Raw genomic sequence first — 24,824 nt, 5'->3', positions numbered from 1 at the left:
CCCTCCCGTCGTCGCGTGCCGGTCGACCGGCGAGCAGGCGGCCGGTCAGCCGCAGGAGACGCCCGCGTAGCGGTAGGACAGCTCCTGGGTCGTCGACCCGTCGTCGGACGTGACAGTCACCGTCGCGGTGCCGGACGGGATCTCCGCCGTGCGCGCCGCGAACGACTGGTAGGTGCTGCGGTGCGGGACGACGTCGTCGAACGACCGCGACCCGTAGGGCGTGGCGAGCGTGATGTCCGCGCGGCCGTCCCCCGTGCTCGTCGCCCGGACGGCGACGGCCGCCCGGTGGCCGAGGCAGCGCGCCTGGACCTGGACGTCGGCGCCCACGCCGGGCGTGAGGTCGGCCGTGGCGGAGAACGTCTCGGCCGCCATGAGCGGGCGCAGCCGCTGCTCGAGCTGGTCGTCGACGAAGTAGTCCTTGAGGCGCGAGTCGTCGAGGACGTTGCCGATCGCGGCGACGATCATCGCCTGGTCGAGCGACAGGTAGCGCTCGGCGACCGTGCCCGAGCGGACGGCGACCGCGTCGTAGAACCCGCCCGGCCCGTACGCGCCGAGGTCGTCGGCGAGGTGGGCGAGGTTGTCGAGCACGCCCTCGGTGTCGTACGCGAGCCCGAGGAACGACGCGTGCGGCGTCACGACGCCGTCGCCGAACTCCGGCGCGGGGTTCGTCGCCTCGCGGCAGCCCTCGAACCCGAGGTCGACGTCGGTCTCGCCGTCGGACAGGTAGCCGTCAGAGCGCAGGCCGATCGCGTCGACGCCGTACTCCGCGTACCCGCCGAAGGGGTTGCTCGCGGGCGAGAAGCCCCAGGCCCCGTAGCCGGCCTCGTCGAGGCCGTGCTCCTTGTGCGCGCGCACCACGAGCGGGTGGTTGACGCCCCACGACGTCGGGCCCCACTCCGCCTCGGGCACCAGCATGTCCGGCATGAGCGCCTCGAACATCGAGCCGCCCCAGCCCGGGACGACCGCGAGGTCGCGGTACCGGTACGCGCCCTCGAAGACGGGGACGCCCAGGTACTCGCGCGTCTCCCCGATCGGCTTCTGCTCCTGCCACGACCAGTCGCACGTGTCCGGGAACGTCCGGTAGCTCGCGTAGTACGCCTCGGGCGGCACCTCGCCCTCGGCGATGCCGAGGTAGGTCGCGATGCGCGTCTCCGAGACCGTCGTGTCGTAGTGGTGGCACGTGTAGTAGACGTCGGTGCCCGTGCCGAGGTAGTCGCCCGCCACGGAGCAGCCGGGCGGCTCCTCGTCCCAGAACCCGCCGCGCAGCAGCCCGACGCCGAGGTCCGGACGCGCGTCCGGGTTGTAGAAGGCGCCGAAGTGCATGTCGTCGTAGATCGCGCGCGCCTCGTCCGCGAGGCTCGGCTCCGCCTCCGCGACGACGCGCAGCCCCGCGGCCAGCCAGCCGTTGTCCACCGAGCTGAGGAACTGGTGGACGACGTCGCCGCTGTCCGGCCACGTCTCGACCCGGTCGCCGGTCGCCGGGTCGTACCAGTTGTAGAACATCCCGCTCGCGTCGTGCCGGTCGAGGGACGCGACGGTGTCGAGCGTCGTCGCGAGGCGGTCGTGCGCCTCGGCGGCGTCGACCAGGCCGAGGTCGCGCGCCACGACGGTGGACCAGAGCCAGCCGCCGATGTTCGTCGGCGACGTGTACGCGCTGCTCGACGCCGGGTCCAGGTCACCCTCGATGTTGTCCGCGGGCAGGCCGGTCCCCTCGTCCGTCATGGCCTCCAGCGAGGTGTACGTGTCCTCCAGGTACGTCTCCAAGGTCGCGCGCTGCGCGCCGGTCAGGCCGTCAGGCCCGACGCCGGGCGTCGCCGTCGCGGGGACGCTCCCCGCCGCCGGGACGCTCTCCGCCGCGGCGGGAGCGGCGAGGCCGGCCGCCAGGGCCAGCCCGCCGACGAGTCCGCCCGCGACGAGCGCGGCTCCGCGACGGCGCTGCACGCCGCTCCGTGCGGTCGTGGTCGTTCCATCCATCAGGCACTCCTTCGTGTCGTGACCCCCGAAATTTCGGGCGCACTTTCCGAATGGGGGCGCAGAGAGTAGCCCGGGTGCCGGGTGGGGTCAACGGAGCCCACGTCGGGCGACGACGCCGCGTCGAGCGACGCCGCCGCGACGGGCGGCCGTGCGCGCACCACGCGAGCCTCTACCCCTGCCGCTTCGCGGCAACCGCGGTCAGGCGGCTCGGGCGAAGAGGTGATCCAGGTGCTGGTCGATGGCGGCCAGCGCGGCCCGCGGCTCGATCACCTCGAGCTCGAGCAGCGGGGTGAACCCGGTCAGCGCCAGGAGCAGGTCGGTCTCGACGTCCGGGTCGCGGTCCGGTGCGATCTGTCCGTCAGTGATCGCATCGCGCACGAGCTGCGCCACCATGGCGCGGCCGTCACGGAGCCCGAGGCGCGCCCGCTCGCGCAGCGCCGGGTCGTGCAACGCCTCCAGGACGTACGCGGCGCTCATGCGGCTCGACGCCCGCGCGTCAGGCCCCAGGGGCAGCATCTCGACGAGAACCAGCCGGAGCACGTCCCGCGGGTGCGGGGGCTGGTCGAGCGCGGCCAGCCCCCGCGCGACCCGGCCCGCGGTCTGCTCGGCGGCGAACTCCATCGCGAAGGTCAGCATCCCGGCGCGCGACGCGAAGTAGTGCTGCACGTGCCCGAGCGAGACCCCGGCCTCGCTCGCGACCTCGCGCATCGTCGCCTTGGTCCAGCCGTGCTGGTCGACGACCCGCCACAGCGCACGCGCGAGCGCCTCGCGGCGTTCCTGGTGGTCCACCAGCTTCGGCACCCGGGCTCCCTTCCCTGCGGCGGTACGCGTGACACAATACAACTGTATGGCAAACCCTGGGAGGGAGAGACGATGGCCGACCCGCACCCGTCCCCCGCGTTCTTCAACCCGTACGCCGTCGCCGTCGACCAGGAGGTGGCGATCGCCCTGCTGGCCGACCTGCACATCCGCACGGCCATCGAACGCGGCGAGTTCGACGACCTCCCCGGCAGCGGCAAGCCGCTCCCCATCCCCGACCGCTACGACCCCGACTGGTGGCTGAAGAACCTCGTCAAGCGCGAGCGGCTCGTGGTTCTCCCACCCTCCATCGAGCTGCGCAGAGAAGACGCTGCGCTCGACGAGCGCCTCGACGAGATCTGGGTCGAGGAAGACGTGCGCCACGAGGTCGAGGAGTTCAACCGCCGCGTGCTCCGCGGCCGCTACCGAGCACCCGCCGGCCCGCCGCTCGTCACCATGCCGCGGGACGTCGACCAGACCGTCGCCGCATGGGCACGGCGCCGGGCAGCACGCGCCGCGGAGGCACGGGCGGCAGCAGCCGCGGAGACGACCGAGACGAAGCGTCCCCGCCGCGGACCTTTCCGCAGGCGGCGCCGGTAGCTGCACGGCGAACCGCCGACTCCGGCTCACTTGTCAGGCATGGACCGCTCGACGACAGTTCCGCGTTCGATGATGCGGTGGTCGAGCATGCGGGTGCTCGGCCCCGTTCCCAGGAGTCGCTCGACCGCCAGCTCCCCCATCTTGCGCAGGGGTTGCGCGACCGTGGTCAACGCCGGCTGGACGTGAACGGCGGTGCGGGTGTTGTCGAAGCCGAGGACGGAGACGTCCTCAGGGACGCGCCGCCCTTGCCGCTGGAGTTCGTTGACGGTGGCGGCGGCCATCTCGTCGCTGAGGGCGAAGACGGCGGTGAGGGCCGGCTCACGGTCGAGGAGTGCCGCGAGGGCGGCGGGTGCGGACTCATACAGAGAGTTGCCGTGTGCGATGTGGGGTTCGAGGCGCATCTCGCGCATGGCGCGTTCGTATCCGCGGAGGCGGGGAGTGTTGACGAGGTGCGAGGTGATGTCTCCGCCGAGGAGGCCGATCTTGCGATGACCGAGGCCGAGGAGGTAACGGGTGCCGTCGTAGGCGGCCTTCTCGTCGTCGATCGCGATGCTGGGGAAGGCGCGGCCGTCGCGGATGGCGACGGCGATGAACGGGGTGCCCTCGCCGAGTGCGCGTCTCATCTCTGCGGTGACGGCAGCGGAGATGAGCACGACGCCGGCGGCGCGGTAGGTGCGAAAGGTGCGGAGGTATCCCGGGGCGTGCACGGCGCCGGCGCCTGTGCGTCCGAGCATGACCGTGTGGCCGGCGGACTGCGCGGCGTCCTCGACGCCGCGCAGGATCTCGGAAGCCAGGGCGTCGGAGACGACTGGGGTGAGGACGCCGATCACGGCGCTCTGCCGCGTCTTGAGGCCCCGGGCGAGGGTGTCGGGCTCGTACCCGAGGTCGGCGGCCGCACGTTCGACCCTCTTGCGGGTCACCTCGGAGTAGCCGGGCAGACCGTTCACGACGCGCGACACGGTGGCCGGGGACACCCCGGCCACGCGTGCGACGTCTCGGATCGTCGTCATCGGCAGTCCTTTCGCCCGCCCCAGTGTGCCTGACCGGGGCGGGCGCACAGGTCGTGTGTCAGGAGTCCTCGATCAAGAGCCAGGCGGTCGCGTCATCCGGGAGGACCCGGTCGTCGCCGACCGGAGCGGTGACCAGGAGCAGCTCTCCGGGAGGAAGGGGAGTCGGTCCGGCGCCGATCGACGCGATGACGAGCACCCGGCCGTTGGAGAACGCGAGCACGTCCGCGTCACTGCCGGGAAGCTCGGTCCACGCGACGTCTCCGGTGCCGAGGGCGAGGTCGCGGCGCAGCCACAGGGCGTCTCGGTAGAGCCGGTACATCGACCCGGTCACCTCGCGCTGTGCTGCGACCGTGTACCGGCCCCAGTCCTCACCCTGTGGGAGCCAGGCGCGCCCGGTCGGAGAGAACCCGAAGGCGGGAAGGTCGGGCTCCCAGGGAAGCGGCACTCGGCAGCCGTCGCGCCCGGCGGCACGCCCGCCGGACCGGACGAACATGGGGTCCTGCCGGGCGTCGTCGGGGATCGTCGTGTGCTCGGGCAGGCCCACCTCTTCACCCTGGTAGATGTACGCCGAGCCCGGGAGCGCGAGCTGGACCGCGGTGACGGCGCGGGCGCGACGCGTGCCGAGCTCGAGGTCGGGCTGGTCATCCCGTGGGCCGATGCCGTCGTCGGTCCAGGTTCCGACGGGTAGGCCAAGTCGGCTGACGTGGCGCACGTCGTCATGGTTGTTGAGCACCCAGGTGGATGGGGCGCCGACGGCGCCGTACGCCTCCAACGACGCGGTGATGACCTCGCGCAGGTCCTTGGCGCGGTACGGGCAGTCGAGGAACTCGAAGTTGAACGCCTGGTGCATCTCGTCGGGCCGTACGTACTGCGCGAGGCGGCTGGGAGGCCGCACGTGCGCTTCGGCGACCAGGATCCGGTCGTCGCCGTACTCCTCGAGGACGGACCGCCAGCGGCGATAGATGTCGTGGACGCCGGGTTGGTCGAACAACGGCGTGCGGGTGCCATCCGGTGCGGGTGTCGAGCCGAGCTGGAGGTCGACGGGGAAGTCGGGCAGGCCGTCCTGCTTGACCATGCCGCGCGCGACGTCGACCCGGAACCCGTCGACACCGAGGTCGAGCCAGAACCGCAGGATGTCGTCGAACTCGGCACGGACGCGCTCGTCCTGCCAGTTCAGGTCAGGCTGCTTGGTGTCGAACAGGTGGAGGTACCACTGGCCGGGCCGCCCGTCGGCTTCGGTGACGCGTGTCCAGGCCGGTCCGTAGAAGACCGAGCGCCAGTTGTTCGGTGGCTCCGATCCGTCCGGACCGCGCCCGTCGCGGAACATGTAGCGAGCCCGCTCCGGGCTTCCGGGCGGCGCCGCCAGGGCCTCCTGGAACCACGGGTGCTCGTCCGAGGTGTGGTTGGCGACGACGTCGATGATGACCCGAAGCCCGAGCTCGTGGGCGCGCCGGGTCAGTGCCGCGAAGTCGTCGAGGGTGCCGAAGACCGGGTCGACGTCGCGGTAGTCGGAGACGTCGTACCCGGCGTCGGCCTGGGGTGAGCGGTAGAAGGGCGAGAGCCAGACCGCGTCGACGCCGAGCTCGGCGAGGTGGGGCAGGCGTGCGGTGATACCGGGCAGGTCGCCGACGCCGTCGCCGTCGGAGTCGGCGAACGATCGGGGATACACCTGGTAGATCACGGCGCTGCGCCACCAGTCGGTGGCGACGGCGAGGGGATCGGTCATGCGAGGCACTCCTGGGAGGACGGGACGGGTGCGCCGGGGCGGCGTCAGCGGGCGGAGAGGGTCGAGGTCAGGTAGTCGACGAAGCCGGGGGCGTCCACGGCGGTCGCGATCTGGCAGTTGGCCGGTGGCGCGCCGTGCGTGCCGAGCGTGTCGGCGACCGTGATGCCCCGGGCCACGCCGTCGAGCGCGACCTGCACATGAGCCGGCTGCCACTCGACGAGGTCGGGTCGTGCGAGCGTCGCGACGGCGAGGGGGTCGTGCAGGTGGAAGCTGCCGTGGGTCTTCGACCGCGGGTAGCGCTCGCGCAGCGTCTGGATCCAGGCCAGGCCGCACTGGCCCGCGAACGATCCGAACGGGCTACCGGAGGTCGCGAGGGTGGCGGCCTGGTCTTGTGTCATGCGGACCTGGTACGTGACGTCGAGGCCGACGAGACGCACGTCGGCGCCTGAGCGCAGGACGATCTGCGCGGCCTCCGGGTCGGCCCAGATGTTGAACTCCCCCGGTACCCGCACGTCGTTCTGCTGGCCGAAGAAGTAGCCGCCCATCACCACGACGCCGGCCACGGCCTCGGCCAGGCGCGGCTCGAGCAGCATGGCGGTCGCGACGTTCGTCAGCGGTCCGATCGCGACGAGCGTGACCTCGCCCGGTGAGGCCAGGACGTGGTCGACGATGGCCTGCGCCGCCCGACCGGGCGCGGCCACCACGCCGCGGTGCGCGTCGAGGTCGAGCGCCGTGGCGCGTGGGCGCCAGGGATCCATGAGCGGGCCGGCGGCTCCCTGGACGACGGGCACGTCGTGCTCGAGGCGGGCCAGCAGCTCGAGGGCGAGCACGGTCGCGCTGCGCACGTCGGTGTTCCCGTCGACGGTGGTGACGAGCTCGAGGTCGATCGCGGGCTCGGCGACGGCGAGCCCGATCGCGAACCCGTCGTCGATGTCGCTTCCCGGCGCTCCCATCGCCACGTCGGTGTCCAGGATGATCCGCGCGGTCACAGTGGTGCCTCCTCGAGGTCAGTGAGGGTCGTTGGTTGAGCGCCCCGTACCTGCACGGCCGCTGCTCCCGCGGCGTTGCCGGCACGGACGGCGTCGATCAGTGATGCGCCCGATGCCAGTTCGGCCGCGAGGACTCCGACGAACGCGTCGCCGGCCCCGGTGGTGTCGATGACGGGGACGCGGTGCCCGGCCACGTGCACAGGCTCTCCGGGCTCCGGAACGACGACCGCTCCGTCCGCGCCCAGCGTGATGACCACGGTGCGGGCGCGGCGCGCCAGGTCGCGGGCGGCCTGCGTCGCGGTGTCGAGGTCGGCGACCGCGTACCCGACGAGGGCTGCGGCCTCGGTCTCGTTCACCACGACGGGGTCGCAGTCGGCGAGGACGTCGACCGGCAGGACGGTCGCGGGAGAGAGGTTGAGCACGAACCGCAGGCCTCGCCGGCGTGCCGTGCGTGCGGCGGCCACGACCACCTGACCGCGGATCTCGCACTGTGCCAGGACGGTGCTGGCCTCCGTGGTGCCGATCGCGTGGGCCACGTGCTGGGGGTCGAGCATCGAGCTGGCGCCGGGGACGATGACGATCGTGTTCTGCCCGTCCGGGGTGACGGTGACCAGGGCACGGCCCGTGCGGGCGGCCACGCGCTGAACGTGCGTCACCTCGACACCGGCCGACCGGAGCTGGTCGAGGGCGGCGTCGCCGTCCGCCCCGAGCGCGGTTGCGAACGCGACGCGCGCCCCGGCGCGGGCGGCGGCGCACGCCTGGTTGGCGCCCTTGCCGCCGAGCCCGTCGGTGGCGTCGTGCGCCAGGACCGTCTCACCCGTCGCCGGGACGTGGTCCACCGCCACGCTCAGGTCGATGTTGGTGGACCCGACCACCAGCAGCCCGCCGACCGTCACCGCTCCACCAGCGCGAGCGTGCGGTCGGCGAGGTCGGAGATGCGCGAGCCGTCGTACCCGCGCACGGCGCTCGAGATGCGGTCCGCGAGCGGCTCGACCAGGTGCTGCGGCAGTGCGGACGCTCCGTGGACGGCGCCGAGCACCGACCCGATCGTCGCGGTCGCGGAGTCGGTGTCGAGCCCGGCCTGGACCCCGAGCCCCAGGGTGAGCGCGACGTCGTCCCCGCCCCACAGGAGCGCCGCGGCGATGACGGCCGCGTTGTTGAGCGTGTGCACCCACGAGTGCTCGGCGAACCGCTCGTCGATCCACGCCAGCGCGTCGTCCCAGGTGGCGCCGCCGTCGTGGAGGGCGACGACGTGGCGCAGCGTCGCGGCGAGCCGGGACCTGGCGGGGACCCAGTCGAGCGAGCGGCGCAGTGCGTCCTGAGGGTCGGCGGCGACGAACGCGCCGGCGACGAGGGCCGCGGCCCACAGCTCGCCGTAGACCCCGTTGGCCGTGTGGGACAGCGAGGCGTCGACGAACGCGAGCTCGACCGCGGCCCGAGGGTCGCCCGGGTTGACGTAGCCGAAGAGGTCGGCCCGGATCAGGGCGCCGATCCACTCCCGGTAGGGGTTCTCGTGCGTCCCGGCGTCCACGACCGGGACGCCGGAGACGAGGTTGCGGTACGTGGCCCGCTCGGCGGTGAACGTCTGCAGGAACGGCAGCTTGTCGAGCCACTCGAGCGCGACGTCCTCGACTCGCAGTCCGCGCCCGTACGTCTCGAGCAGGTGCAGCGCGAGAACGGTGTAGTCCGTGTCGTCGTCGCGCGGCATCATCGTCACCCGGCCCCGCGTCGCTGTCCGCCAGGACGGGTTCAACCGCTCGATGTCACCGGGGAGCGGGTCCAGCAGCGGGACGTAGTCGCGCAGCGGCCACGCGCCCGCGGCCTTGAGATAACCGCGGATCTGCTCAGGCGTCAGCCCCTCGACGGGCTTGCCCAGGCAGCAGCCCGCGCAGCGCCCGAGCCAGGCGCCGTGCACCTTCTCGCGCAACGCGTCCCCGCCGGGGCTGGGGACTGCGCCGTCTCCCCGCTCGACGGCCGGCATCGCGGCGAGGATCCCGGCGAGATCCTCAGGCTCCTCGTACTCCCACCCGGGGACCCGCACCGCTGCGCCCCCCAGGTCGGCAAGGAGCCGGCGCAGGGCGGTCGCGTCGCGCAGCCGGGTGGCCTCGTGGACCGCGTCGCGCAGCGTGTCGGGGACGACGTACCCGGAGGTGAGGAGCTGTTCGAGCTCGTCGGGGACGGTGTCGCACGGGTCCAGAACGTCATGCATGGTGATCCTCGGATGGGTCGGGTACACGGGTCAGGCCTCGCTCGGGGAGTGGGCTCGGGTCACTGCTTGACGGCACCGCGCGCGACGCCGCCGATGATCCAGCGCTGGGCGAACAGGTAGATCACGAGCATCGGCGTCAGCGCCATGAGGTAGCTCGCGAACGCGAGGTTGTAGTCGGTGCTGAACTGCCCCTGGAACGCGTACTGCGCCAGCGGCAGCGTGTACTGCGAGGCGTCGGACAGGATCACCAGCGGAAGCAGGAAGTCGTTCCACGTCATCAGGCCCGTCAGGATCGCGACGGTCGCGTTGATCGGGGTGAGCAACGGGAAGATCACGCGCCAGAACGTCGACCAGGGGCCGGCGCCGTCGAGCATCGCCGCCTCCTCCAGAGCCACGGGAATCGTCTGCATGTACCCCGTGTACAAGAGGGTGTTGAACGCCAGGTTGTACACCACGTACAGCAGGATCAAGCCCCCGATGTTGTCCAGCCCCAGCGCGCTCATCTGCTTCACGAGCGGGAGCATGACGATCGGGAACGGGATGAACAGCGCCGAGAGCAGGTAGAAGAACATCACCTTGAAGGAACGGCGGTGCAGGTTGCGCGCGATCGCGTACCCCACGAGGGAGTTCGTGAGCACGGCGAGGAGCACGACCCCGAGCGTGATGACGAGGCTGTTGGTCAGTGCCTGACCGAAGTTCGTCACCTCGATCGCCTCGGTGAAGTTGGACCACTGCCACTGGGTGGGCGGCGCCCAGAGATTGCCTCCCATGTCGGACTTGGACTTCACGGCGGTGATGACCGTGAAGTACAGCGGGCCGAGCACGGCGAGCGAGGCGACGAGCAGCAGGCCGGTGACGAGCCAGTTCGAGCGCCGACGAGCGGTATCCATCAGGCACTCACCTCTCGGTTGCGCAGTGCGCGCAGCTGGACGATCGACAGCAGCGCGATGACGAGGAAGTAGATGACGGCGTTCGCGGACTGGTAGGCGAACTGCCCGCCGGTGAAGCCGTTGCGGTAGATCAGGTAGGAGATCGACATCGTCGACGTCCCCGGTCCGCCGGCCGTCAGGGCCACGATCTGGTCGAACACCATGAGGAAGTTCTTCAGCGACAGCACCATGTTGATGGTGAAGAACGGTGCCAGGAGCGGGAACGTGACGCGCCAGAACCGCTGCCACGCCCCGGCGCCGTCGAGCATCGCGGCCTCGGTCACGTCCTCGGGCACGGTCTGCAGGCCGGCCATGTAGATGACGATCGTGGTGGCGCACGCCTGCCAGACCGTCACGACGACGACGCCGACCCACGCGAGCGACGGGTTGCCGAGGATGTTGGTCGACAACGCCTCGATGCCCGTCGCGCGCCCGACCGGGGGCAACGCGTTCGCGAACAGGAAGTTGAAGATGTAACCGACCACCAAGGTGGCCATGACCGCGGGCAGGAAGAACACGCCCCGCAGGAACCCGCGCAGCCGGATGTTCGCCGTCAGCCCGACCGCGACGACCAGGCTCACGACGTTCGCCAGGACGGTCGCCACCAGCGCGAAACCGATCGTGAACTTGTAGCTCCCGATGACGACCGGGTCGGAGAACAGCGCGACGTAGTTCTCCAGGCCGACGAACGACCAGTCCCCGTAGCCGCGCGAGTCGGTGAAGCTGTAGAAGACGCCCTGCAGGGCAGGGACCGTGTGGAAGGCGAAGAAGAGCAGGACGCCCGGTAGCGCCATCCAGTAGAAGACCTTGGTGCGTTGCCTCATGCCGTTACCTCTCGTCCGGCCCGGCCCGGGTCCGTCTCGCCGCTCGGGGCGGACCCGGGCCGGGGAACCGGTCGACTACTTGACGCCGTTCGCGGCGAAGTCGGCATCGAGCGCGTCGAGGAACGTCGCCACGTCCTCGTCGATCAGGAACTGCTGGACGATCGCGGCCATGTTGCTCGAGCCCTTGACCATCGAGTCCGGGTACATCGCCGTACGACCCTCGTCGAGCCAGTCCGTCTTCAGCGAGGCGAGCGCCTCGTCGCTCGCGGGGACGTCGCCGCGGACGGAGAAGAGGTACTGGTCCTCGGTGAACGTCGTCTGGGCGTCGGCATCGAGCAGGAAGTCGACGAACTGCTGCGCGGCATCGGCGTTCCTCGATCCCTCGGCGATCGCGATCACGGAGTCCGGGCCGGACAGGAGCACGCTGTCCTCGGCGGTCTCGCCCGCCGGGAGCACGAACGTCCCGATGTTCTTGTCCGGGTTGGTCGCCCGGATCTCGGGGATGGCCCACGTACCCTGCACGTACATGACCGAGTCGCCGTTGGCGAAGGCTGCGTTGCCGGCGTCGTACGTGGTGCCGAACGGGTCGGGCTGCGCGAACGCCTTGAGCTCGAGGAGCTTCTCGGCGGTCTCGGCGTAGGCGGGCGATTCGGCGAAGGTCGCGGACCCGTCCTGGAGCTGCGACCAGAAGTCAGGGCCCTGCAGCGAACCGGCCACCGAGTTGAAGACGAGCTTCGCCGTCCAGGAGTCCTTCCACGTGAACGTGAACGGCTCAGACCCGGCGTCCTTGATCGCCTGCGCCGTCGCGAGGAACTCCTCCCACGTCGTCGGCACCTCGAGCCCGAGCTCGGCGAACTGGTCGACGTCGTACAGCACAACTTGGGCGTTGACCGCCCACGGCACTGCGACGGTCTGGTCCGGGACCCCGAGCTCGTCCGCGTAGGCCTGAGCCCCCTCGTTGTCGACAGCCTCGGCGGCCGCGGTACCGCTGAGGTCCTTCAGCAGGCCCGAGGTCGCGATGTCGTTCAGGTTGGACACGTTCAGGCCGATGACGTCCGGCACGTCGCCCTTGGCCAGCCGCGACTGCAGCACGGTCAGAGCATCGGGCACCGACGTCTGGGTCACCGTGATGCCCTCGTGGGTGGCCTCGAACTCCTCGATGAGCCGGTCCACCACCTCGATCGACTCGCTCTTCGACTGGAAGAACTCGACCTCCACCTTTCCGCCCCCGGCCCCCGAGTCCCCGCCCGAGCAGGCTGCCAGCAGCAGAGCCGTCACCGCTGCACCCGCCGTCACCGCCGCGTGCGTCCTACGTGGTGCCATCGCATTTCTCCCTTGAGCGTGTGGCCCCCGACGCAACCGCGCGCCGGGACACGTCACGCAATCGTTTACGTGACGCTGCGCCGGACGCTAGAGGGGCGAAGAAGCGCCACGCAAACGTTTACGAAACGACACCACGGGAGACGGCCCTATCGATCGACGCCGTGTCGTCGGCATCGTCGCGCCAGGCGGGGGACGTGGGTTGTCCGAGGGCGCGTCCGCACAGGTCGGCACGTCGCCCGCGGTCATGGCGCACCGCTCAGGCGCCGGTTCGGCATCGACCTCGACGCGGTAGCACGGGCGGCGGTTCGCACCTGGTGCTCGACGAAGAATCGGTCGAACTGGCCCGCATCTCGACGAGTCGACAGACGACGAGGTTGCTACATCTGCATGTCGGCGAAGCGCTGGTAGTGACCTTGGAACGCAACGGTGATCGTGTCGGTCGGGCCGTTTCGGTGCTTGGCGACGATCAGGTCGGCCTCGCCCGCACGCGGCGACTCCTTCTCGTAGGCGTCCTCGCGGTGGAGCAGGATCACGACGTCGGCGTCCTGCTCGATGCTGTTGTGCGTGGCGATGCCGTTGGCGACGAAGTTGTGCTCGTCGAGGACGGTGGCGTCGTAGACCTGCTTCTCCCCCATGGGTTCGATCGAGACGACCTCGTCCCACAGGAGGTCGTTGACCGCCATGATCTCGAGCTCCTCGCTCTCGAGCACCGCTGCGATCTTGCCGAGGCGATGCCGTGACGGCGAGTTCTTCCACAGCGCGCTGCCGCAGAACTGTGTCCCGATCGCTTCGGCGAACTCACGGTGCGTCATGCCGCGCTCGACGAGGATGTCGCGGACGTCGTCCCAGACCCGACGCGGAACGGTGTCGACGTTCGTGTTGGCCCTGGTCTCGCGGATGATCGTCAGCAGCTTCTCGGCGATATCGCCTCGGTCTCCGTGCACGCCGATCTCCTGGAGGAAGCGGCGCTGGTCGTCCACCCCGCTCACGTCCAGCGTGTACCCAGGACGGTACGACCCCTTGGGCGTCGCCGTGCGCACGCGCGTCGAGATGCCGAAGCGCAGCAGGAGGCGTGACAGCCCGTCGACGATCTCGCGCGACGTCGAGGCGTAGTAGATCCGCCCGCTGCGCCCGTTCTTGTTGATCGTCACCGAGCCGTCCGTGGCCCAGATGTGCTTGATGAAGAGCGCGATCTGGCGCTTCGGCAGGTGGAAGACGCTCGTCGGGATGAACTTCTCGTGGCTGCGTGCGCCGAACAGCCCCATGTCGTCGAGCCACTCGGCGATCGGGTTCCGGCGACCCCTGGCGAGCCGGTAGGGCGCGGGGAGGCGCAGGGTCGTGACTCGGGCCGCGGCGTAGTCGTCGCGGATCGGGGTGATCCCGAAGGCACCTGCCGCCTCGGAGACGGTGGCGAGGTTCCGCTCGTCGATGGAGGCGTAGCGGATCGGCTGTCGCTTCACGAACGATCCGTCGCCCAGGAGGTGCGCGAGCATGACGACCTTGCGGTCGTCCCACTCGAGGTTCCGTTCCGGGCCGGGGACGTGGCGCGGCACGCCGATGCGCGACCCCACTTCTAGGTCGCCGAGCGCGGTCCAGCCGTCGTAGGTGAGGAACGGGTGGTTCGCCGTCGCCTCGATCTCCTTGCCCGACGCCAGTCGCATCCGGAACACGGGCTTCACGCCCGTGGGGAACACGTGCGTCAGGTGGCGGCGGACGTACTGGAGCCGGTCGTTGAGCGCCCACACCGGGACGTCCTTGGCGTTGAGCGCGAAGAGCTCGCCCAGGCTCGTCTCTGCGCCGGTGTCGGCGCGCAGGATCTTCGTGTCCTCGGTGAGGCAGCCCGACTCACGCAGGTCGCTCATCTGCGGCTTCTTGTCGCCGCGCTGCTCCGGACCACGGTTCAGCTGCGAGATCGCGATGACAGGGACCTCGAGCTCCTTCGCGAGGAGCTTGAGCGCACGGGAGAATTCCGAGACCTCCTGCTGGCGCGACTCGACGCGCTTGCCCGAGCTCATGAGCTGGAGGTAGTCGATCACGACGAGCTTGAGGTCGTGGCGCTGCTTGAGGCGGCGGCACTTCGCCCGGATCTCCATGAGCGACATGTTCGGCGAGTCGTCGATGAACAGCGGCGCCTCAGCGACCTTGCCCATCGTCGACGCGAGCTTCTGCCAGTCCTGCTCGTCCATCTTCCCGGACCGCATCCGCGTCAGCGGCACGCGCGCCTCGGCGGCGAGAAGACGCATGGTGATCTCGTTGCGGCTCATCTCCAGGGAGAAGATGACGGACGCCATCTGGTGGTGCACCGCGGCGTGAGTCGCGACGTTGATACCGAGCACGGAGTTGTGCGTCGGCACCATCGATCGTCCTGCCAGATACAGGTGCGAGGGATGGTCGACCTCGACGCAACGCACCGGCACCGACTCGACCCGGCGGACGTCGACGACGAACCGTGACGTGAGCCGCGCGGTGCCCTGACGGCGGCGCTCCTTGTGGACGAGACGCTTGCGCTCCAGCCGAAACACGTCGTCCTCGGTCGTGAAGGTGATCGTGTACGCCGTCGACGACGCCTCGGTCCGCCCCTTCACGGTCTTCGTCGACCAACCCGTGCGATACCCGAGCGACAGGATGAGCTCACGCGTCTCGCGCGCGAGCCGCTCGTTCGTCAGGCTGATCTGGACGCTGCCCTGCGGCATGACGGTGCCGTCGGTGTCGAGCAGACCCGCCAGAAGGTCCCGACGCTGTGCCTCGCTCGCGCGCAGGTACGCCGCCGGGATGTGGTCGGTCCCCGGCACACCGAGCGCGAGCAGGTCGTCCGCGTCCGGCCGCGCGACGTAGCCCAGCCCCTCGAGCCGCATCTCGATCTCGGGGTCGGCGGACGTGAGCTCGGCACGTCGGGAGCTGCCGTCGCCCAGCCACACCCCGAGTGCGTACGGGTGGATCGGGAGGTCCGCGTCGGGCAGGTCGAGCGGCGCCGCGGTGACGATGGAATGGTTCGCGCGCTTGTCGGCAGTCGCCGTCCGGAGCGTGGCGGCGAGCTCCTCGGTCGTCCGCACAGACGAGTCCGGCGTCTGGCCGGATCGCACCGCGCTTCGCTGGGCGCGGGTCGAGGTCACCCACTGATGCTGGGCGTCCGCGACGATCACCGTGCCGTCGTCGAGCTCGACCTCATAGCACGGGCGGTCGACCATGACCTCGGTCGCGGCGACGACCCGCGTGGGCGTCCCGTCCGCGGAGAGGATCAGGTCACCGACGGCGACGTCACCCATCGTCGTCCAGCCCGACGGCGTCGGGAGCGGCGTGTCCAGCGCGAGGGCCTTGCCGATGGCAGGTCGCGCCGCGACGACGATCATCTGACCGGGGTGCAGGCCGTTGGTGAGGCGGTCGAAGTCGGAGTAGCCGGTCGGGACGCCGGTCATGCCCTCGCCGCGGCCCTGCGCGGCCTCGATCTCGTCGAACGTGGGGCCGAGGATCTCCGAGAGCGGGAGGTAGTCCTCGGTGGTCCGACGCTCCGTGACGGCGTAGACCTCGGCCTGGGCGTTGTTGACGATCTCGTCGACGTCGCCGCCGTCGGTCGCGTAGCCGAGCTGCACGATGCGCGTGCCGGCCTCGACGAGGCGCCGGAGCACGGCGCGCTCGCGCACGATGCGCGCGTAGTACCCGGCGTTCGCGGCGGTCGGGACGCCGGCCATCAGGTCGTGGATGTACGGGGCTCCGCCGATGCGCTGGAGCTCGCCGCGCTTGGTCAGCTCGGCGACGACGGTGATGGCGTCGGCGGGCTCGCCGCGGCCGTAGAGGTCGATGATCGCCTCGTAGACGACCTCGTGCGCGGGGCGATAGAAGTCGGAGCCACGGATCTGCTCGATGACGTCGGCGATGGCGTCCTTGGACAGCAGCATGCCGCCGAGCACGCTCATCTCCGCCGCGACGTCCTGGGGAGGCGTCCGGTCGAAACCTGACGGCCCCGGTCCCCCGTAGCTCTCCTCGAGCTCCTCGATCGACATGCGCCCCTCGCTCCCCCGAGCCCGTCACGACCCACCGAGGGACCGCGCGACCGGGACAAACCTTCGTCGTACACGTGTTCTACAGCGGGCCACCCACACGACTGTCCCGGTGGCCGCGCCTCCCGCCTCCGACAAGCACGACCCCGCGACACTAGATCGCTGGTCGACACCCCGCAAACGGCCCTGTGCACGCCCGGTGGACAGGGACCCCCGAACCTGTGGACACAGTCCCCGTCGCTGTGCACACCCGGTGGATAACCGTGTGGACAACGTCACGATCTCCCTGTGTACATCAGCGCGAGCCGCCTCTGACCAGCCTCGTCACTACCCTCAGGGGTGTGGAAGAAAGAAAGTCGGACGACACGCCGACGACACGCCGGACACCGCCCGGCCACGTCGGCGACACCCGGACGCCACCCGACCCGGCGACGTCGTCCACAGGACGCCGCACCCGTTCCCGGCTCGACCGCGAGATCCTCGCGCTCGCCGTCCCGGCCCTCGGCGCGCTCGTCGCGGAGCCGCTCTTCGTCCTCGTCGACAGCGCCGTCGTCGGCCACCTCGGCACGGCTCAGCTCGCCGGGCTCTCCCTCGCCTCGACGCTCCTGGTCACGCTCGTCGGGCTGTGCGTCTTCCTCGCCTACGCGACCACGGCGGCCGTCGCCCGTCGCATCGGCGCCGGGCACACGCGCGAGGCGCTCCAGTCGGGCGTCGACGGCCTGTGGCTCGCCGTCGGGCTCGGCGTGCTCCTCGCCGCCGCCCTGTGGGCGACCGCGCCCTGGGCGGTCGGAGCGATGGGCGGGACGGGCGACGTCGCCGAGCACGCCGTCGTCTACCTGCGCTGGTCCGCGCTCGGCCTCCCGGGGATGCTCCTCGTCCTCGCCTCCACAGGCGTGCTGCGCGGCATGCAGGACACGCGGACGCCCCTGTGGGTCGCCGCGGGTGGTGCCACCTTCAACGCGGTCCTCAACGTCGTCCTCGTCTACGGCGCAGGTCTCGGGATCGCCGGCTCGGGCATCGGGACGGCCGTCGCGCAGCTCAGCATGGGCGCGGTGCTCGTCGTCGTGGTCGTGCGCGGTGCCCGGCGCCACGGCGCGTCCCTGCGCCCCGCGGCCGGCGGCATCTGGTCCAACGCGCGCGCCGGGGTGCCGCTCTTCGTCCGTACCCTCTCGCTGCGCCTCGCCATCCTCCTCACCGTCTTCGTGGCGACCGGGCTCGGCGAGGTGACGCTCGCGGGCTACCAGGTCGTGAACTCCGTCTGGGGTCTGGCGGCGTTCGCCCTCGACGCGCTCGCCATCGCCGCCCAGGCGCTCGTCGGCCACGGGCTCGGCGCCGACGACGTCCCGCGCGTCCGGGCCGTCCTGCGCCGCACCCTGCAGTGGGGGGTCGCGGCAGGCGCCGCCCTCGGGATCGTCATGGCCGCGGGCGGCTGGTGGTTCGCGCTGCTCTTCACGTCGGACCCGGACGTGCGCGCCGCGGTCGCCGTCGGCATGGCCGTGTGCGGGCTGCTCCTGCCCATGGCGGGCTGGGTGTTCGTCCTCGACGGCGTCCTCATCGGCGCCGGGGACGGCCGGTTCCTCGCCTGGGCGGGCATGCTCACGCTGGTGGTCTACGCGCCGTTCGCGCTCGCCGTCCGGCAGTGGGCGCCCGACGGCGCAGCGGGGCTCGCGTGGTTGTGGCTCGCCTTCGCGGGGGTCTTCATGGCGGCTCGCGCCGTGACCACGGGCCTTCGCGCCCGGGGCACTGCCTGGATGGTCACCGGCACGGCCTGAACAGCACGGAGGCCCGGCCCCTCCGAGGAGGGACCGGGCCTTCGAGGACTGCTCAGCAGCAGATCAGGCAGCGACGACCTTCACCGCGAGGGTCGCGGAGACCTCCGGGTGGAGGCGGACGGAGACGGTGTAGTCACCCGTCGCCTTGATCGGCTGACCGATCTCGATCTTGCGCTTGTCGACCGACGGGCCCTCGGCAGCGGCGACCGCGGACGCGATGTCCGCCGTCGTCACGGCACCGAAGAGACGACCGGCGGCGCCGGCCTTCGCGGGCACGACGACCGGCTTCGACTGCAGCGAGTCGCGGATCGCCTTCGCGTCGTCGAGCGACGCGATCTCGCGGGCCTTGCGCGCCTTGCGGATCGCAGTCACCTGCGACTCGGCGCCCTTGGACCACGGCGTGGCGAGCTTGCGCGGGACGAGGAAGTTACGGGCGTACCCGTCCTTCACCTCGACGACGTCGCCGGGCTCACCGAGACCGGTGACCTCGTGGGTCAGGATCAGCTTGGCCATGAGTTCTCTCCCTTCCCGCTCAGCGAGCCGTCGACGTGTACGGCAGCAGCGCCATCTCGCGCGCGTTCTTCACCGCACGGGCGATCTGGCGCTGCTCCTGGACGGAGACGCCGGTCACGCGACGCGCGCGGATCTTGCCGCGGTCGGAGATGAACTTGCGCAGCAGCGCGGTGTCCTTGTAGTCGACCGACTCGATCTTGGCCGACTTCAGCGGGTTGGACTTCTTCTTGGGCTTGCGCACCACAGGCTTCGCCATGGTGTTGCTCCTCTACAAGGTGCGATCCCCGCGCGCGGTCCGCGCCGGCGAGCGGTGCGGCACCCGCGGGGACGGGTGTGTGTTCTGGGAGTGGCGGGCGATCAGAACGGGGGCTCGTCGGAGAACGAACCACCGGACGACGCGGGGCCGGCCGTGGCCCACGGGTCGTCGCTCTGCTGCTGACCGCCGCCGGAGCTGAATCCGCCGCCGGAGGCGCCGCCGGAGTTGGCGCCACCTCCGTAGCCGCCACCGCCGCCGAAGCCGCCGCCACCGCCACCCGAGCGCTGGGCGCGGGTGACCTTCGCGGAGGCGTAGCGCAGGGAGGGACCGATCTCGTCCACCTGCAGCTCGACGACGGTGCGCTTCTCCCCCTCGCGGGTCTCGTACGAGCGCTGGACGAGGCGGCCCTGCACGATGACGCGCATGCCCTTCGTCAGCGACTCCGCGACGTTCTCCGCGGCCTCGCGCCAGATCGAGCAGCGCATGAACAGGGTGTCCCCGTCCTTCCACTCGTTCGACTGGCGGTCGAAGGTCCGCGGCGTCGACGCCACCGTGAAGTTGGCCACCGCCGCACCCGAGGGGGTGAAACGCAGCTCCGGGTCTCCCGTGAGGTTCCCGATCACCGTGATGACGGTGTCACCTGCCATGGCCAGCTCCTTCGTGTGTCGTCTGTGTCGTCGACGGCGCCGCGCGCCTCGCTCGTAACGTTCTCGCGTCGCTCATCCCATCACGCGGCGCCCACACGCGCTACGGCGTGGAGCATCCCGTGCGGGACGGTCGGACGGGGGACGCGGGGAGGGTCAGCGAGCGTCCGTGCGCAGGATCTTGGTCCGCAGGACGACCTCGTTGAGGCCGAGCTGACGGTCCAGCTCCTTGGCGGTGTCGGACGTCGACGTGAAGTCGACGACCGCGTAGATGCCCTCGGACTTCTTGTTGATGTCGTACGCGAGGCGGCGACGACCCCAGATGTCCACCTTGTCGACGGAGCCGCCGTCGGCCTTGATGACCGACAGGTACTTGTCGAGCGACGGGGCGACGGTGCGCTCCTCGATCTCGGGGTCGAGGATGATCATCAGTTCGTACTGACGCATGCGGATAACCCACCTCCTCTGGTCTTCGCGGTCACGGTCTCTCCGTGACAGGAGGGTTCATGCATTCGTGCTGCTGCCGTCCGACGTGCGGACGGCAGCTCCCCAGGGTACCCGCTCGGCGCGGGCCCCTGGAAATCTGCGGAACGGCCGAGGTCAGGGGTTTCCGTTCCCGCCGCCGCCACCGTTCCCGCCACCGCCCGGGGGCCCCGTCTCGGTCGGGGACGGATCCGGGTTCTCCGGGTCTGGCGGGTCGGTCGGCTGCTGCCCGGGATCGGTGCCCTTCGAGACCACGAGCGCGATCGTCGACCCGGGCGGCACCTCGCTCATCGACGACTGGCTGATGACGAAGCCACGCGGCTGCTGGTCGGAGAACTCCTCGGTGATCCGCACCTTGAGCCCTGCCGCCTCGAGCTGCGCGCGCGCGGCCCGGCTCTCCATGCCGACGACGCTGGGCACGGTGACGTTCTCCGGCTGCTCCGGCTCGACCGGCTCCTCCGGCTGCGTGTCCTCGGTCGGGGTCTCCGTCGGGGTCTCGGTGGGCGTCTCCGTCGGCTGCGGCTTGGGCGGCGTGTACGCCGGGAACTCGCCGGCAGGCAGGTTCGCCACCGCCGTCTGCATGTACGAGGTCCAGGCCTCGACCGGCCACGAACCACCCGTGATCTCGTCCCCGACCCACTTGCCGAACGGGGTGATCTGCTCCTGCTCGCCGTCCGGGCCGGACTGGTAGAGACCGACGACCGTCGCGAGACCAGGGGTGAATCCCGCGAACCAGGCCGACTTGTTGTCGGTCGAGGTTCCGGTCTTGCCGGCGGCCGGGCGGCCGATGGCCTGCGCCGGCTTGCCCGACCCCTTCTCGACGACCTGGGACAGGGCGTACGTCGCCGCAGCCATGACGTCGGGAGCGAACTCCTGCTCGCGCTTGTCGGCGCCCGGTGCCTGGTACACCAGGTTGCCCCGGGAGTCGGTCACGGAAGCCACGATGTGCGGCGTCGACCGCATGCCCTGCGCGGCGATGGTCGCGTAGGCGTTCGTCAGCTCGAGCGGCGTCACCGTCGCGTCACCGAGCACGTTCGCCAGGTTCGACCCGACGTCGGCCTTGATGCCCAGACGTGCCGCGACGTCCGCGGTCTTCTCCGGCCCGACCTCGAGGTTGAGCTCCGCGTAGGCGGTGTTCACCGACTGCGCGGTCGCCTCGGTGAGGTCGATGTTTCCCCAGTCGTGGTCGCTGAAGTTGCGGACCTTCCAGTCGCTGCCGTTGTCCGCGCCAGGGAACGTCTTGGGCGAGTCGCCGTCGAACCGCTCGTCGAGCGTGTGGCCGTTCTCGAGCCCGGCGATGAGCGTGAACGGCTTGAAGGTCGAGCCGCCCTGAGCCGCGCCGCGGGTCGCGTTGTTGTACTCGTTCTGGACGAAGTCCGGGCCCCCGTAGAGCGCCCGGATCGAACCGTCGTTCGGATCGATCGACACGAGCGCCGCCCGGATGTTCTCGGAGACGGGGTTCTCGTCCCCCCGACCCTCGCGCGGGAGCGAGTCGGCCGTCGCGACGGCCGCGTCCTGCATGCCCTTGTCGATCGTCGTCACCACGGTGTACCCGCCGGTGGAGAGGCTGTCGAAGTCGATCGGGTTGTCGCTCCCGGCGAGCTCCTCCTCCACCATGCGCAGGAGGTAGCCCGTCGACCCCGCATACCGCTGCGACTTCGTGTACTCGACCGGCTCGGGGAAGCCCGCGGCGAGGGCCTCGTCGTACTGGGCCTTGTCGATGTGCCCGTCCTCGTACATGAAGCCGAGCGTCCGGTCCCAGCGGTACGCGGCCTGGTCGTGGTTGTTGATCGGGTCCCAGTTGGTGGGGTTCGGGACGATGCCGGCGATCATGGCGGACTGCGACACGGTGAGACCCGCGGCGTCCACCCCGTAGAACTTCTGCGCGGCGGCCTGGATGCCGTACGCCCCGCGGCCGAAGTAGATCGTGTTGAGGTAGTTGCCGAGGATGTCTTCCTTCTTCTGCTGCTGCGTGATCTTCAGCGCGAGGATGGCCTCGCGGGCCTTGCCCGCGTAGTCCGTGACGGTGTCGGTGTAGTAGCGCTCGACGTACTGCTGGGTGAGCGTCGAGGCGCCCTGGCGGTCGCCGCCCTTGAAGTTGTTGTAGAACGCGCGAGCGATGCCCCGGAAGTCCACGCCCGAGTTCGTCCAGAACGTTCGGTCCTCCGACGCGACGACCGCGTCGCCCACGTACTTCGGAAGCGTGGCGTAGTCGACGATCTCGCGGTTCTCGACGGCGTACTTCCCCATCTCGGTCCCGTCGCCCCAGTACACCGTGGACGTCTGCGCCTCGACGCTCGGCAGCTTCGTCGGCACCTCGGTCGTGAACCACGCCGCGACGAGCACGCCCGCGACGAGCGCGACGCCGGTCAGCATGGTCCCGACGACGACGCGCCACGACGGCAGCCAGCGACGGAAGCTCTTGACGTGCGAGCGCGGGTAGTTGAAGAACCGACGGCGCCCGCGGGGGGTCGTCCGTCCGTTCGTCCTCGTGGATCGCGCCACGGTCTACCTTCCTCTGGGGGGCAACGGGAAGCCGGCTCCACGTCGTCCGCGGACCTGCTCGTGGCCCGCCGCGAGCGGACCGCCTGCCCGACGGCGCGTCCCCGCCTCGGGCGCGGGACGTCGTCGGGCACGGGGTCGGCACACGCCGGACCACCCTGAACAATAGGGCGTCGCCCTGTCGGGACAAGGGTCTGCAGCACTGACAGCGCGATCGTGCGCCATTGATTCGCCGCGGCGTCCCGCCGCCTCCGCGGGTCCTTCACATCTGTGGCGCGATGCGCGACACTCCCCGAAGATTGCACGACACATCGAGACGACCTAACCTGTCGATGTATCGACTCGATACATCGAGTCGACCATCAGGTCACAGCGAGCCCGCCGGGGCACGCCCGAGGAGCGTCAGGAGGTGGGTTCGTGCGCAGCAAGACGCCGGTGCTCGAGACCGCGATCCTCGGCCTCCTCAAGGAGTCCCCTCTGCACGGGTACGAGCTGCGCAAGCGGCTCAACCTCATGCTCGGGTCGTTCCGCGTGCTGTCCTACGGTTCGCTGTACCCCGCCCTCAAGTCGTTGGTGGCCCGCGGGCTCATCAGCGGCACCGAGCAGTCCGCGGCGCAGTCGACGCTCGCGCCCGCCCTCTCGGGCAAGCGCGCGCGGATCGTCTACGAGCTGACCGCCGAGGGCAAGGAGCACCTCCAGAGCGTGCTGGCCTCGTCGGGGCCGGCAGCCTGGGAGGACGAGAGCTTCGACGTCCGGTTCGCGTTCTTCGCGCAGACCGACGCCGAGACCCGCATCCGCATCCTCGAGGGCCGGCGCACCCGGCTCACGGAGAGGCTGGAGGCGGTCAGAGAGTCCGCGGCTCGCACCCGCGAGCGGCTCGACGAGTACACGCTCGAGCTGCAACGTCACGGACTCGAGCAGGTCGAGCGCGAGGTGCGCTGGCTCGACGGTCTCATCACCACCGAGCGCGACCGGAGCTCCGGGCACTCCCGGAGCACCACCCGTGCGCGGACCAGCAGCACCCCGCATCCTGCGGAACCATCCGAGCAGGAGCCCGACGGCGCGAGGCGACCCGAGGACCCTGGAACATCGAACACCAAGGAGCGAGGATGACCTCCATCCGCGTCGCCATCGTCGGAGTAGGCAACTGCGCATCGTCCCTCGTCCAGGGCGTGCACTTCTACCGTGACGCCGACCCGAGCAGCACCGTCCCGGGCCTCATGCACGTGCAGTTCGGCGACTACCACGTGTCGAGCCTGGAGTTCGTGGCGGCGTTCGACGTCGACGCGAAGAAGGTCGGCTTCGACCTCTCGGAGGCGATCAACGCCTCGGAGAACAACACGATCAAGATCGCGGACGTCCCGCCGCTCGGCGTGACCGTCCAGCGCGGCCCGACCCTCGACGGCATCGGCAAGTACTACGCGCAGACGATCGAGGAGTCGGACGCGGAGCCGGTCGACGTCGTCGCCGCGCTGCGCGAGGCCCAGGTCGACGTGCTCGTCTGCTACCTCCCCGTGGGCTCCGAGCAGGCCGCGAAGTTCTACGCGCAGGCCGCGATCGACGCCGGCGTGGCGTTCGTCAACGCGCTGCCCGTCTTCATCGCGTCCGACCCGGAGTGGGCCGCGAAGTTCGAGGAGGCCGGCGTCCCGATCGTCGGCGACGACATCAAGTCGCAGGTCGGTGCGACGATCACGCACCGCGTGCTCGCCAAGCTCTTCGAGGACCGCGGCGTCGTGCTGGACCGCACGTACCAGCTCAACGTCGGCGGGAACATGGACTTCAAGAACATGCTCGAGCGCGAGCGCCTGGAGTCCAAGAAGATCTCCAAGACGCAGGCCGTGACCTCGAACCTCGAGGGCCCGCTCGGCGGCAAGAAGGAGGACCGCAACGTCCACATCGGCCCGTCGGACTACGTCGCGTGGCTCGACGACCGCAAGTGGGCCTACGTGCGCCTCGAGGGCCGCGCGTTCGGCGAGGTCCCGCTGAACCTGGAGTACAAGCTCGAGGTGTGGGACTCCCCGAACTCCGCCGGCATCATCATCGACGCCGTGCGCGCCGCGAAGATCGCCAAGGACCGCGGCGTCGGCGGCCCGATCCTCTCGGCCTCGACCTACTTCATGAAGTCCCCGCCGGTCCAGATGGAGGACACGAAGGGCCGTGCGCAGCTGGAGGCCTTCATCGCCGGTGAGGTCGAGCGCTGATCCGGAGCGCAGCGAAGGTTGAGGGCCCGGCACGCTTTTCGCCGGGCCCTCGGCCGTAGCGGAGCGCAGGACC

20 protein-coding genes are annotated in these 24,824 nt (G+C 70.6%); 4 read left to right on the top strand and 16 right to left on the bottom strand.

Annotated features, from left to right (window positions below):
- Positions 1–45: 45 nt before the first annotated feature.
- A complete protein-coding gene (locus tag ACTJIY_RS09705) occupies positions 46–1,974 on the bottom strand; it encodes a glucoamylase family protein (RefSeq protein ID WP_440673628.1) in 1,929 nt (642 codons plus the stop codon).
- A 198-nt stretch (positions 1,975–2,172) separates the two neighbouring features.
- Positions 2,173–2,775, bottom strand: a complete 603-nt coding sequence (locus ACTJIY_RS09700; protein ID WP_440673629.1) for a TetR/AcrR family transcriptional regulator — start codon at positions 2,773–2,775, stop codon at positions 2,173–2,175.
- 72 nt (positions 2,776–2,847) lie between these two features.
- Here ACTJIY_RS09700 and ACTJIY_RS09695 point away from each other — a divergent pair, with 72 nt between their 5' ends.
- Complete coding sequence (locus ACTJIY_RS09695) at positions 2,848–3,372, top strand: DUF1992 domain-containing protein (protein ID WP_440673630.1); 525 nt, start codon at positions 2,848–2,850, stop codon at positions 3,370–3,372.
- A gap of 26 nt (positions 3,373–3,398) precedes the next feature.
- On the opposite strand, the gene ACTJIY_RS09690 is transcribed toward ACTJIY_RS09695, so the two are convergent.
- The 9 genes from ACTJIY_RS09690 to ACTJIY_RS09650 all read right to left on the bottom strand — a co-directional run bounded on the left by ACTJIY_RS09690 (position 3,399) and on the right by ACTJIY_RS09650 (position 16,383).
- Complete coding sequence (locus tag ACTJIY_RS09690) at positions 3,399–4,382, bottom strand: LacI family DNA-binding transcriptional regulator (RefSeq protein ID WP_440673631.1); 984 nt, start codon at positions 4,380–4,382, stop codon at positions 3,399–3,401.
- A 58-nt stretch (positions 4,383–4,440) separates the two neighbouring features.
- Entirely contained in the window at positions 4,441–6,108 is a 1,668-nt protein-coding gene (locus ACTJIY_RS09685) for a glycoside hydrolase family 13 protein (RefSeq protein ID WP_440673632.1), read from the bottom strand.
- A 44-nt stretch (positions 6,109–6,152) separates the two neighbouring features.
- The gene (locus ACTJIY_RS09680; protein ID WP_440673633.1) at positions 6,153–7,097 is read right to left on the bottom strand and encodes a nucleoside hydrolase; all 945 of its coding nucleotides are present in this window, start codon (positions 7,095–7,097) and stop codon (positions 6,153–6,155) included.
- The gene (locus ACTJIY_RS09675; protein ID WP_440673634.1) at positions 7,094–7,993 is read right to left on the bottom strand and encodes a PfkB family carbohydrate kinase; all 900 of its coding nucleotides are present in this window, start codon (positions 7,991–7,993) and stop codon (positions 7,094–7,096) included. The genes ACTJIY_RS09680 and ACTJIY_RS09675 overlap by 4 nt, the downstream gene beginning before the upstream one ends.
- Positions 7,990–9,306, bottom strand: a complete 1,317-nt coding sequence (locus tag ACTJIY_RS09670) for an ADP-ribosylglycohydrolase family protein (protein WP_440673635.1) — start codon at positions 9,304–9,306, stop codon at positions 7,990–7,992. Before ACTJIY_RS09670 ends, ACTJIY_RS09675 begins: the two co-directional genes overlap by 4 nt.
- 59 nt (positions 9,307–9,365) lie before the next feature.
- A complete protein-coding gene (locus ACTJIY_RS09665; protein WP_440673636.1) occupies positions 9,366–10,196 on the bottom strand; it encodes a carbohydrate ABC transporter permease in 831 nt (276 codons plus the stop codon).
- Positions 10,196–11,059, bottom strand: coding sequence for a carbohydrate ABC transporter permease (locus ACTJIY_RS09660; protein WP_440673637.1), 864 nt, complete (start codon positions 11,057–11,059; stop codon positions 10,196–10,198). The genes ACTJIY_RS09665 and ACTJIY_RS09660 overlap by 1 nt, the downstream gene beginning before the upstream one ends.
- Positions 11,060–11,134: 75 nt before the next feature.
- A complete protein-coding gene (locus ACTJIY_RS09655; RefSeq protein WP_440673638.1) occupies positions 11,135–12,382 on the bottom strand; it encodes an ABC transporter substrate-binding protein in 1,248 nt (415 codons plus the stop codon).
- A gap of 377 nt (positions 12,383–12,759) precedes the next feature.
- Positions 12,760–16,383, bottom strand: a complete 3,624-nt coding sequence (locus ACTJIY_RS09650) for a replicative DNA helicase (protein ID WP_440673639.1) — start codon at positions 16,381–16,383, stop codon at positions 12,760–12,762.
- Positions 16,384–16,856: 473 nt separating this feature from the next.
- Between ACTJIY_RS09650 and ACTJIY_RS09645 the strand changes: the two genes are divergently transcribed.
- Positions 16,857–18,152, top strand: coding sequence for an MATE family efflux transporter (locus ACTJIY_RS09645; protein ID WP_253052464.1), 1,296 nt, complete (start codon positions 16,857–16,859; stop codon positions 18,150–18,152).
- Between the two features lie 63 nt (positions 18,153–18,215).
- Here ACTJIY_RS09645 and rplI read toward each other — a convergent pair whose 3' ends face one another.
- The 5 genes from rplI to ACTJIY_RS09620 all read right to left on the bottom strand — a co-directional run bounded on the left by rplI (position 18,216) and on the right by ACTJIY_RS09620 (position 22,553).
- Positions 18,216–18,665 (bottom strand): 50S ribosomal protein L9, encoded by a 450-nt coding sequence (rplI, locus tag ACTJIY_RS09640; protein WP_253051575.1) that lies wholly within the window; start codon positions 18,663–18,665, stop codon positions 18,216–18,218.
- Positions 18,666–18,684: 19 nt separating this feature from the next.
- Positions 18,685–18,921, bottom strand: a complete 237-nt coding sequence (rpsR, locus tag ACTJIY_RS09635) for a 30S ribosomal protein S18 (protein ID WP_021481584.1) — start codon at positions 18,919–18,921, stop codon at positions 18,685–18,687.
- Between the two features lie 101 nt (positions 18,922–19,022).
- Positions 19,023–19,568: a single-stranded DNA-binding protein gene (locus ACTJIY_RS09630; protein ID WP_021481583.1), complete on the bottom strand. Its 546-nt coding sequence runs from the start codon at positions 19,566–19,568 to the stop codon at positions 19,023–19,025.
- Positions 19,569–19,721: 153 nt separating this feature from the next.
- Positions 19,722–20,012, bottom strand: coding sequence for a 30S ribosomal protein S6 (gene rpsF / locus ACTJIY_RS09625; protein WP_440673640.1), 291 nt, complete (start codon positions 20,010–20,012; stop codon positions 19,722–19,724).
- 153 nt (positions 20,013–20,165) lie between these two features.
- A complete protein-coding gene (locus ACTJIY_RS09620; protein WP_353706937.1) occupies positions 20,166–22,553 on the bottom strand; it encodes a penicillin-binding protein in 2,388 nt (795 codons plus the stop codon).
- A gap of 414 nt (positions 22,554–22,967) precedes the next feature.
- Here ACTJIY_RS09620 and ACTJIY_RS09615 point away from each other — a divergent pair, with 414 nt between their 5' ends.
- Both ACTJIY_RS09615 and ACTJIY_RS09610 read left to right on the top strand, forming a co-directional pair.
- Positions 22,968–23,663 carry a PadR family transcriptional regulator gene (locus ACTJIY_RS09615; RefSeq protein ID WP_353706938.1) on the top strand — a complete coding sequence of 232 codons (696 nt, stop codon included), beginning with the start codon at positions 22,968–22,970 and terminating at the stop codon, positions 23,661–23,663.
- On the top strand, positions 23,660–24,751 hold the full coding sequence (locus ACTJIY_RS09610) for an inositol-3-phosphate synthase (protein WP_047230909.1): 1,092 nt from the start codon (positions 23,660–23,662) through the stop codon (positions 24,749–24,751). Before ACTJIY_RS09615 ends, ACTJIY_RS09610 begins: the two co-directional genes overlap by 4 nt.
- The last annotated feature ends 73 nt before the right edge of the window (positions 24,752–24,824 follow it).

It is taken from the genome of Cellulosimicrobium sp. 22598, assembly GCF_052044445.1.
Taxonomy (GTDB): Bacteria; Actinomycetota; Actinomycetes; order Actinomycetales; family Cellulomonadaceae; genus Cellulosimicrobium; species Cellulosimicrobium cellulans_G.
The sequence above is the reverse complement of the archived record's forward strand: the minus strand, read 5'-3'. Positions and strand labels throughout refer to the sequence as shown.

Coding starts and splice junctions, on each gene's coding strand:
- ACTJIY_RS09695 (WP_440673630.1), top strand. CDS start 2,848: ATGGCCGACCCGCACCCGTCCCCCGCGTTCTTCAACCCGTACGCCGTC.
- ACTJIY_RS09690 (WP_440673631.1), bottom strand. CDS start 4,382: ATGACGACGATCCGAGACGTCGCACGCGTGGCCGGGGTGTCCCCGGCC.
- ACTJIY_RS09685 (WP_440673632.1), bottom strand. CDS start 6,108: ATGACCGATCCCCTCGCCGTCGCCACCGACTGGTGGCGCAGCGCCGTG.
- ACTJIY_RS09705 (WP_440673628.1), bottom strand. CDS start 1,974: ATGGATGGAACGACCACGACCGCACGGAGCGGCGTGCAGCGCCGTCGC.
- ACTJIY_RS09665 (WP_440673636.1), bottom strand. CDS start 10,196: ATGGATACCGCTCGTCGGCGCTCGAACTGGCTCGTCACCGGCCTGCTG.
- rplI (WP_253051575.1), bottom strand. CDS start 18,665: ATGGCCAAGCTGATCCTGACCCACGAGGTCACCGGTCTCGGTGAGCCC.
- ACTJIY_RS09655 (WP_440673638.1), bottom strand. CDS start 12,382: ATGGCACCACGTAGGACGCACGCGGCGGTGACGGCGGGTGCAGCGGTG.
- ACTJIY_RS09650 (WP_440673639.1), bottom strand. CDS start 16,383: ATGTCGATCGAGGAGCTCGAGGAGAGCTACGGGGGACCGGGGCCGTCA.
- ACTJIY_RS09660 (WP_440673637.1), bottom strand. CDS start 11,059: ATGAGGCAACGCACCAAGGTCTTCTACTGGATGGCGCTACCGGGCGTC.
- ACTJIY_RS09610 (WP_047230909.1), top strand. CDS start 23,660: ATGACCTCCATCCGCGTCGCCATCGTCGGAGTAGGCAACTGCGCATCG.
- rpsF (WP_440673640.1), bottom strand. CDS start 20,012: ATGCGTCAGTACGAACTGATGATCATCCTCGACCCCGAGATCGAGGAG.
- ACTJIY_RS09670 (WP_440673635.1), bottom strand. CDS start 9,306: ATGCATGACGTTCTGGACCCGTGCGACACCGTCCCCGACGAGCTCGAA.
- rpsR (WP_021481584.1), bottom strand. CDS start 18,921: ATGGCGAAGCCTGTGGTGCGCAAGCCCAAGAAGAAGTCCAACCCGCTG.
- ACTJIY_RS09630 (WP_021481583.1), bottom strand. CDS start 19,568: ATGGCAGGTGACACCGTCATCACGGTGATCGGGAACCTCACGGGAGAC.